This is a genomic window from Weissella confusa (assembly GCF_004766315.1).
GTDB classification, from domain to species: domain Bacteria; phylum Bacillota; class Bacilli; order Lactobacillales; family Lactobacillaceae; genus Weissella; species Weissella confusa_A.
In genome coordinates this window covers 1-9,473 of the sequence record NZ_PVSN01000046.1, presented here as the reverse complement: position 1 = coordinate 9,473, position 9,473 = coordinate 1, and the positions used below count along the sequence as shown (strand labels likewise).

The 9,473-nt window shown below is 41.0% G+C and carries 9 protein-coding genes and 1 pseudogene; 9 read left to right on the top strand and 1 reads right to left on the bottom strand.

Annotated features, from left to right (window positions below; translation table 11 throughout):
- Positions 1 to 204: 204 nt before the first annotated feature.
- Entirely contained in the window at positions 205 to 924 is a 720-nt protein-coding gene (locus tag C6P11_RS06890; protein WP_135519798.1) for a PucR family transcriptional regulator, read from the top strand.
- A 56-nt stretch (positions 925 to 980) separates the two neighbouring features.
- Positions 981 to 1,409 (top strand): GtrA family protein, encoded by a 429-nt coding sequence (locus C6P11_RS06885; protein WP_135412137.1) that lies wholly within the window; start codon positions 981 to 983, stop codon positions 1,407 to 1,409.
- Between the two features lie 45 nt (positions 1,410 to 1,454).
- Here C6P11_RS06885 and C6P11_RS06880 read toward each other — a convergent pair whose 3' ends face one another.
- A complete protein-coding gene (locus C6P11_RS06880; protein WP_135519796.1) occupies positions 1,455 to 2,348 on the bottom strand; it encodes an LCP family protein in 894 nt (297 codons plus the stop codon).
- 305 nt (positions 2,349 to 2,653) lie between these two features.
- Here C6P11_RS06880 and C6P11_RS06875 point away from each other — a divergent pair, with 305 nt between their 5' ends.
- The 7 genes and pseudogenes from C6P11_RS06875 to C6P11_RS06845 all read left to right on the top strand — a co-directional run bounded on the left by C6P11_RS06875 (position 2,654) and on the right by C6P11_RS06845 (position 9,383).
- Complete coding sequence (locus tag C6P11_RS06875) at positions 2,654 to 2,893, top strand: glucosaminidase domain-containing protein (protein ID WP_135519794.1); 240 nt, start codon at positions 2,654 to 2,656, stop codon at positions 2,891 to 2,893.
- 12 nt (positions 2,894 to 2,905) lie between these two features.
- Positions 2,906 to 3,745, top strand: a pseudogene (locus tag C6P11_RS11260) (glucosaminidase domain-containing protein); the annotation flags it as partial.
- 64 nt (positions 3,746 to 3,809) lie between these two features.
- Complete coding sequence (locus C6P11_RS06865) at positions 3,810 to 5,099, top strand: AbiH family protein (RefSeq protein ID WP_167849548.1); 1,290 nt, start codon at positions 3,810 to 3,812, stop codon at positions 5,097 to 5,099.
- Between the two features lie 148 nt (positions 5,100 to 5,247).
- The gene (locus C6P11_RS06860) at positions 5,248 to 5,751 is read left to right on the top strand and encodes a hypothetical protein (protein ID WP_135519788.1); all 504 of its coding nucleotides are present in this window, start codon (positions 5,248 to 5,250) and stop codon (positions 5,749 to 5,751) included.
- Positions 5,752 to 6,033: 282 nt separating this feature from the next.
- Positions 6,034 to 7,170 (top strand): O-antigen ligase family protein, encoded by a 1,137-nt coding sequence (locus tag C6P11_RS06855; protein ID WP_135519786.1) that lies wholly within the window; start codon positions 6,034 to 6,036, stop codon positions 7,168 to 7,170.
- 155 nt (positions 7,171 to 7,325) lie between these two features.
- On the top strand, positions 7,326 to 8,381 hold the full coding sequence (locus tag C6P11_RS06850) for an acyltransferase family protein (protein WP_135519784.1): 1,056 nt from the start codon (positions 7,326 to 7,328) through the stop codon (positions 8,379 to 8,381).
- Positions 8,382 to 8,576: 195 nt separating this feature from the next.
- Entirely contained in the window at positions 8,577 to 9,383 is an 807-nt protein-coding gene (locus C6P11_RS06845; protein ID WP_135519782.1) for a hypothetical protein, read from the top strand.
- Positions 9,384 to 9,473 lie beyond the last annotated feature (90 nt).

The following is a 9,473-nucleotide window of genomic DNA, read 5'->3' as shown; positions in this document are numbered from 1 at the left end:
TTCTCAAAAAACGCCCAATCGAAAAAAACACCCTGAAACCGTGCCAAGGTACTGGCAGTTTCAAGGTGATTTATCGTATTTTACTGATTTAGCTGTGGTTAAAAATTTAGTGCATGAATAATCCGGGGTTAATTTAATGTCCGATATTCGATATACTCAAGTTGTAGGAATGAAGAGTTTCATGAATTTTGGGAGGGTTAATTTATGCTTCAGACATTTATGCAAAACTGGTTGGCTTTGCCGGAGAACGATATCATCGCAGATAAGTCGTTCGTGAATAAGGCGCGCGCATATGGCGTCGATTTCGGTGAAAAGTATGTTGCAGTTGTGGTCGAAGGTGACAAGCAACAACTACCAGATGAGCGGTTGGCATTTGAATTGGATTATTTGCGACGCGTCTATGTGTTGCCGGCAGATGAGGTCGACGACTTCTTGCCACGATTGCCAAAGCGCGCGTTGGCTGGGGTGGGGATGCCACATGATGACATTAAAGAAAGTGTGAAAGAGGGGATTTTTGCACTGGCGATGACTCACCCAATGGTCGATGAGATGCGAACGCTGTACTACGAGCATATGATGGATTTAGCTACCATCATCGATGCTGGGGTCATTTATCCAGAAACGGAGCAACTCATTCATGATCACTTGGATGATGAGGTGATGCTGACATTGTGGTTGTATGCGACGTTTGGTCAGTCGATGTGCGCTTTGAGTGACGCACTTCACGTCCACCGTCGTACGATTCAATATCGTCTCGATAAAATTACGACAGTAACGGGCTTGAATCCACGCATTACATCTGAAGCGTGCACGTTGCTGCTGGCTTATGTCCGTCGCCGTACGTCAGTGATTGTGCCAGCGTTGATTGAACAATTGGACCGCGTTATGATGCAGAGCGAGCGCCGTCAAGTTGTGAACAGCTAGGCTTGCAACGGTGTGGTACAATAATTTGAGTGAATAAAAAGAAAGTAGATGTCCTCATGGTCGAAATGGTTAAGGACTTGCTGGTCAAGTTCCGCTCTCAAATTTTGTACTTATTCTTTGGTGTCTTAACGACCGTTGTTAATATTGTGGTGTACGCCTTGTTGCGTATGACGGATATGCCAGTGCAAGTGTCATACTGGTTGGCCTGGTTTATCACGGTGTTGGTCGCATACCTAACGAACCGCAAGTGGGTCTTTAACAGCCAAGCTAGCACGCCACGCGAGTACTTCGATGAAATCGTCAAGTTCTATGTGGCACGTTTGGCTACTGGTGTTATCGGATCTGGTATTATGTGGATCGGGGTTAGCTGGTTGCACCAAAACGATATGATTTGGAATATCATTCAAAATGTCTTCGTGATTGTATCGAACTACGTTTTGAGTAAGTTGGTTATTTTCAAGGCCAAGCAAGAATTCGAAAACTAAACTAAAAGCGGCGCTCCTGAATGAATCGGGAGCGCCGCTTTGGTTTTACTTTGTCTTAAGTGCGTTTTCAATTACGTTGTGCGCACGGTTGATTTCAGCTTCATCCATAACTTGGTATGAAACACCATCAATCATCGTACCAGTACCAACCATTTGGTCAGACTTCACGTTGTTACCGGCCTCACGGTAGTTTGATGCCAAGTTCTTAATTGACGTTAGTGACACGTCAGTACGAACGTTATCAGCAACGGCGCCAAGGAACTTGTCTGACATCACTGTCGTTGGGTTGGATTGCAACTTGTCCATCACAGCCTTGATGACCAATTGTTGACGCTCTTGGCGACCGTAGTCACCGCGTGGGTCGTCATAACGCATACGTGAGAAGGCAAGGGCTTCCGTACCGTCAACATGGTAGCTTTGACCTTCAACGAAGCTGTATCCTTCGTAGCTAAACGTCAAAGGTGACTTAACCGTAACACCATTAACGGCGTTAACTAGTTGCTTCATACCCTTCATGTTAACCAATAGGTAACCATCTAACTTGATGTCGAGCAATTGTTCAACTTCTTCCATGGCAGAGTCGGCTGATCCATATGCATAAGCAGCATTCAACTTCGCATTTTGACCGTTCAATGAAATCAAAGTATCACGTTGGAGTGACATCATGGTTGATGACTTCGTTGATGGGTTAACGACCATCACCATCATGGTGTCGGTACGACCCTTGTAACCACGGCCAAGTGCGCCAGTGTCCGTACCAAGCAATAGGTAAGCAACTGGCTTCTTGTCGCCGGTCTTCTTATCTGATGTCTTTGAAATTTGCTCGTTGTTTGAGTAAATCTTAGACGTGGTGTTGTGAATCTTGTAGGCCGCCACGCCACCGATAATGACGATACCAGCCAATGCAATTCCTAGTATCCAAAGCAATACTTTTTTCATATTGTCAATTCTCCCTTAAATGTCAATCGATGATTATTATAGGGGAGATTTATGCGTGAGGCACTATTAATTTATGAACAATAATTGACGATAGGTGAAAAATATGAGCAATTTTGGCATAAAAACCCGTTTTGCTGGTAACGATGGCATTTGTTGCGTATACTTTTTAATACCTAATGCTTTTTTTAGAAGTGCAGAAAATAGTCAGAATTGCAAGGAGCCATACAAACTGATACATTATTAGTAGTATGGATTATCGGACAGGCTGTGAACGGGGGACTATCCGTATTTGAGAGGAATATTAAATGGGTATTAAGAAGACAATGGCGGTTGTTGTTGCTGGAACAGCTGCAGTTGCCGGTGGTGCGGCGATTTCTAAACCGTTAGATGTAACAGCTGCGACATCATCGCAAGTGCAACAGTTTATTAATAGCAACCGCGCTGACGTTATCAATGTGACGAACAAGTACGGTTTGTACGCTTCAGTTCAAATGGCGCAAGCGGCTTTGGAGAGTTCATGGGGGCTAAGTACCCTAAGTACATAAGCCAACAACTACTTCGGAATTAAGCAAACCAACACGAATAACCCAACTTACTGGGCTGATACGTTGGAATGGTCAAACGGTAAGTGGGTTACAATTAAGGCGCCATTTGTGAAGTACGCCTCACGTTACGACTCATTGGAAGCCAATGCCAAGTTGTTGCGTAATGGTTTGACGTGGGATAGTGGTTACTACTCAGGCACTTGGAAGTCAAAGGCCAAGACATATGCCGATGCTGCCAATGCATTGACGGGTAAGTACGCGACGGATCCATCATATGGGTCAAAGTTGATTAACATCATCAAGACGTACAACTTGACTGAGTTGGACAAGCCAGCCAAGACGGGTTACTTGCAAGATTCAGATGGCCAATGGTACTGGTTTGAATCTGGTGTCAAGTACACAGGTTTCCGCTTCTACATGGGGACGTACTACTACTTCATTAACGGTGTTCGTCAAGAAAACCAATGGGTCTCACAATGGGGCTTGCAATACTACGTTGGTAACGATGGCCGTGCTGTTGAAGGCGTTCGCTTCATTGACGGTGTCCCATATGACTTCGGTACGAATGGTACGTTTAACTTGAAGGGTAAGGCTTCAGGTTGCTTGTATGATGGTTCACCAGCTAACGGTGGTTACCGTTGGTACGAAAAGGGATCTTTGTACACAGGCTTCCGTTACTACATGGGGACGTACTACTGGTTTGTTAACGGTGTTCGCCAAAACGAAGGTTGGCGTGAAGCATGGGGTTACAAGTACTGGACTAACAAGGAAGGTCGCGCCGTGCAAGGTTGGCAAACAATCAACGGACAACGTTACTACTTCGGTAACGACGGCACGTACTACTTGCGTTAATGTTATTTGAGCAGTTGATTTTTTGATCAACTGTTTTTATTTTGTCAGGGATAGGAGACGCATGGTGAAATCAAAGAAGTATGAAAAATTGAAGCCCACTGATGCAATATGGTTCGAGAATCCAAATGTAGTTTCTCAAGTCATTATTATTGGCAATGGAGCTGATTTGGAAGCAGGCCTATGTTCGAAGTATTCAGATTTCTATAAGGACAGATATACCGAACCCCTTTTGGCCAGTATGGACAACGTTTTTACTGAAAATGAATATCTCAAGAATGTCACCGTGTGGGATTTAATATTAGCACGTAAAAATAAGGACGTTGAGATGACTAACTGGTCAGATATAGAGTCGTTGATTACCGATGTTTTAATGCGAGATTCACTAGAAAGTGAGGACTACCCTGAAAATCTAAGAAATGGGTGGATGAAACACAGTATACTTTCTCTGTTGGTCACTGTGGGTTTGAACTATACTAAATATAGTATTTACAAAACAATCTTAGTGGTGCAAATAGTGAAAATACTCGATTTCAAGTATTCCTATATTGAAGAATTACAAAGTCGTGATACAACAGATTCACAATTGTTTTATACGGTGACATTACTATTAAAAGAGCTGAATGCGTATGAATCATTCTTTATTGAATATTTATTTAGACGCTCAATGGATTCTAATTATTTAATTAAAGCAGAACGATTAATAGACGAGTTAATAATTGCAGATTTACCAGATTTGGAGTTTAACGAAATTGTTTTAAAGAATAGATTGCTTAACTTTAATTACACGCGTCCGTTTGGAGATGACGAAGAGCAAAGGTTTTATGTGCAAAGAAATGTGCATGGAAGCCTGGATACCAACAATATTATTTTTGGTGTAGATGAGTTGGCAAACGACGCTGAAAGGTCGAATCCATTGTTTGCATTTTCGAAGACTTACCGAATTATGTCCTTGTCTGGTGAAACATATTTAGGCAGAGGGCTTTTGGATGATGATGTGGAAATTATAAAGTTTTATGGGCATTCATTATCTGCTGCAGATTATTCATATTTTCAGGCAATGTTCGATTCGGTTGATTTATATTCTGGAAAAACAGAATTGTATTTTTATTTTAGAATCCGTGATGGTTTTAACGAAGAAGATCTTCTACAAGAGATGAACCTAAACGTTTCGCTATTATTAGAACGATACGGTAGCTCGAACGGAAATGATGTACGAGGAAGGAACCTATTAACTAAACTAAATTTAGAAAGCAGATTACACGTCAAAATTTTGCCTAAAATTCAGCAGTACAGTGATTATGTTGAACGAAAAAATTATGTAACATTTGATCAGTATTTCATTCCTGAAATTTAGATGATTTGATTAGTAGCTTATAAAATTATGTGCACACCATAGACTGTCTATGGTGTGCGCTTTTTATTTGTCTGTGATTCTGATACAGTGGCGGAGGGTTATTTTAAATAATGACAGTTTGTCAGTGAATGTAGGGGAGAAAGAGACAATGGGGATGATAAAGCGGGGCGTTTGTTTAGTGGTGTGTGCCGTAATTGGCGCAGCAAGCCTGTGGTTGGCGACGCGTAATGTGCCGGATAGCTATGTGGCGACGCGACAAATGTATATCGGGAATAAACAAACAACTGGGGATATTGGTCGATTTAATGCGGATAGCTTGCTGATTAAGTCGTACTTGAAAGCGGCGAAGGATTCAAAAATTGTTGATGAGGTGCAAGGACGTCTGGCAAAGCGTGGGGCACATCTGTCACGACAACAATTGCGTGAAATGGTGACCTTTGAACAAGATTTAAATACCTTGATTGTGGATCTATCGGCGAAAGCGGAAACAGCAGAGTTGGCGGCCAGTCTAACAAACACGTATGTTGAAGTTTTCGCGGAAGTTGCACCAACGTTGATGGCGGACATGCCACAACCGGAATTGTTGTCAGCCACGCGACCATCTGAAGCGAAGAATGTGGCGTTGTATGAGACTAAGAAGGTACTGGTATAAGGTGGCACGATTGGTGTGGCAGTTGGACTGTTGTTTATGTTTTGGCGTCGCGTAGTACGTGAAACCTGCCAACAACGTCGTACCAGAACGTCACGTGTGCAGGGCTAGTGTATGGCGTTTTGGTTGTTTTTTGTAATTCTGTTTCCGAGAACGCATTCGTATTGGTGGCTGGATGTCTTTACGCAGTTACCGATGGTAGTGTTTGGCAGTTATGTGTTTATCCAGGCGATTAAAGGGCGGTGGCGAGAAATTGTACCGAGTAATCGCGCTTTGATGATCAGCTTGGCAGTTTTTATCGTACAAGCAGTACGGGTGCTGATTTCATATAATGAGGTTGGCATTGATACAACAACGGCCGGCCTGATTCACGGACTAATTGGGCTTGTGGAGTTGTTGATTGTTGTTTGGCTAGCCTGGGCAACAGTGAAATTGAGTGGACAAAACTTTATGACGATTGTCCGCGGGGCATACGCTGCTTTTTGGATTTATTTCATCATGGTATTGGCACCGCAATTCTGGGTGATGATTGGTCGAACGGAGACGATTGGCTACGTAAATGGGCTGGCGCAACTGTTTGAACGTCATTGGATAGGCCGTGATGATTTCTATCAAGCCGGTAGTTATGTCACGACCCAGATGAGATTGAATGGTTTTGAACCGGAAGCGCCGTTTCTAGCTATTTTGATTGGTGTGGTGTTTCTACCTATCTTTATGGTGGGAGTTCGACAGTCGTTGATCATCTGGCGAAGACCGGGTGTGGCGAATGCGTTGCTTTTATGGGTGACGTTAATTTCCGCATGGTTAGTGTTATTGGCTGCTAAAACCACAACGGGGATGTTGTTGGTGTTTGTGAGCGTATTGCTGATGCTGGTTACTGGTGTGGGGATGCAACGAGTGATGTTGCTCATTATTGCAGTTTCAGGTGCCGGTATCGGATATGGGCTATATCAATATCTACAAGGTGTTCACGATATGTTTACGAGATTTCTTCTGGAAAAACACGGTACCGAAAATCGACTCGGTGGCACAATCGGGTTATTGAAAACCATCTTGCAACATCCTTTGTTTGGAGTTGGGTACGGATTTGAGTCACCATATATAGTAGAAAACGTGCCGAGTTGGTCGAAAGCTAATCTTGAATACCAAAATGTCTATGCAGTTTACGGTTATCCAATCCTATCCGGATTTCTTGGTTGGTTTGCACGATTTGGATTAGTTCTGGTACTGCCGATGCTATATGTTGTTGTTCAGCGATTCAAGGTTGCTTGGCAGAATCAAAACGCTGCTAGTTGGGCATACGTGTATTTCGTGGCGTTGGCGTTAGTGACGTCGATGTTTACGTTTTTTGTATTTGCGTGGCCGGTATTAGTGGCTTGGTTTGTATACTTGAAAAAGCAATGTAGTCCTGACATATATTGAAATATTAGTATTTATAATCAGGAACTCCGGAAAATAGTGTTTTCGGAGTTTTTTTGTTTCTTTCGCAAAAGATGAACAGTTTGTGAAGTTTGTTTTTTGTGTGTCTTAAAACTTGTATATTATGATTTGTAAAAAATCATAGGGAGAGTTTTGTTTTGAAAAAAGTAAGAGATAGCAACTTTGAGTTGTTACGCATCGTAGCGATGATAATGATTATTGGTTGCCACTTTGTTACGTATACGCAGTGGCATTTTCCGCCAGGATATTCGGGTGAAACTAAATTGGCTTTGCAAATGTTACGTTTAGGCGGCAAAACGGGTGTTATACTTTTTGTGCTAATTACTGGATATTTCAATGTTAAATCAACTTTTAAAATCAATAAGATAGTTCCGATCTTTACACAGGTATTTTTTTGGTCAGTGTTAATGTCAGCAATTGCACACTTTTACATCGGTGTGGACTTGAATGCAATCAGTAAAATGAAGACTTTCTTACCCATTCTGTTTCAAAATTACTGGTTTCCGACAGACTACGTGTTGTTATTATTAGTATCTCCGATGTTGAACATGGTTTTGCATAAATTAACTACAAAAAGTTCATTGATCGTAATCGCTTTGTCGATTGTGTTTGTTGGTTTGCCGCTGATTACTCGGGATGCAACTAACCCATTGATCGGCATGGGAGTTGCATACTATGTGGGCGGATGGATTAGGCTAAGCGAGTTTAGAATTCGAACATTGACAGGAATTGTCGCTTTGTTTGGATTGTTGGTGATGGACACAATCATAACAGCTGGACTTTTAAAACTGGGGATGTTTAATCAGACAGCGCAGTCTATACAATTGAGCTTTGTTACTGGTTTTAATGTATTTGCGTTTGCGATGGCGATTGGTATATTCCTAATTTTTAAAAATGTCACTTTTAAAAATACATCAATTAATTTTGTCGGAGGAACAATGTTCGGTGTTTATCTATTGCATGATAATGGATTAACACGGATTTTTATGTGGAATGAGTTGTTTGATGCAGGAAAGTTCGTGTCTTTGGAAGATTTGCTTATTAGATTAGTTCTTTCTATTTTCGCGATAATGACTGTCGGTATTACTGTTGATGGTATACGCCAAATTATTTTTCGAGCATGTAAAATCGATGAAATTGTGTCAAAATTACTGAATCAATTGTTTAGGATGCAAAGACACTCGGTACGTTGAAAGAAACATTGTGATTTTTGTTAATAATATAGGGCGTGTCTTTAACGTTCTGGCGAAGGGTGAATGAAACGTCGTAAAATAAACACAAAAAAGACACTACATTTCTGTAATATGTTCATCTGTTGGATGAGGATATCAATCTAATAAAGAGGGAAACCTCTTAAAAAAATTTTTAGGATAACAGGAGTGTTCACAGTGACAAGAATTATAAACACTTTAAAGCTTGGTGGACTGTGGTTGTCTTTGTGTTTGATATGCATTGCAACTATTATTGGAAAAAATATAACTTTTATACTGCCTTTTGTGGTAGTTTTTTGGGTACTTAAAAGTAAGGATTTGCCCAATATTTCTAAATGGTTGACGTGGTTGTATCTGCCATTAGTAATTGCGGTTAGTGTTTTTCTAAAGGTTGATTTACATGCTGTGACTTGGGACTATGCAGCTATTTCAAGATCGGCAATTGACAATGTTGGTCACAGTATGACCGAAATAGATAGATCAGACTATCTGCTTCGTTATCCGTACAACGGAACCTACGTGATTCTTATGAAGGGTATTGCCACGTTATGTATTTATACGGACGTAGATTATTCAACAGCTTTAGCCATCATTGGTGGTTTGTGTATTTGGATTGCATATTTCTTTACGACTAAAAGTGTTAGTCTAATTCAGGGTGTTAAAACACAGGTGATTGTGCAAATCTTGTGGATTTCTTTTTTGCCTTTCTATCAATATGCACCTGTTTTATACTCAGATACAATTACACTGAGTTTTGCCGCGTTAGCATTTTTCTTGTTTCTAAAATCAATGAATTACAATGGTGTCTTTCCGATAAAACTATTATTGATGGTGGGAATGGGCTTTACTATTTCAGTGGGTGCACTGTTTAAATCTACGATAATCATTTTACCGGTTGCATTTTTTATATATATTGTTATACAAAAAAAGTACTTGAATTTATTGATCCCGGATTATTCATCAAGACAAACAAAAACCCGCTGAAACGACAAGTTAATACCGTTTCAGCGGGTTTTGCGCTTTCACCCGTTGGGTGAAAACCATAGGAGCTCTTTTTTATGATATTTTGTTAGT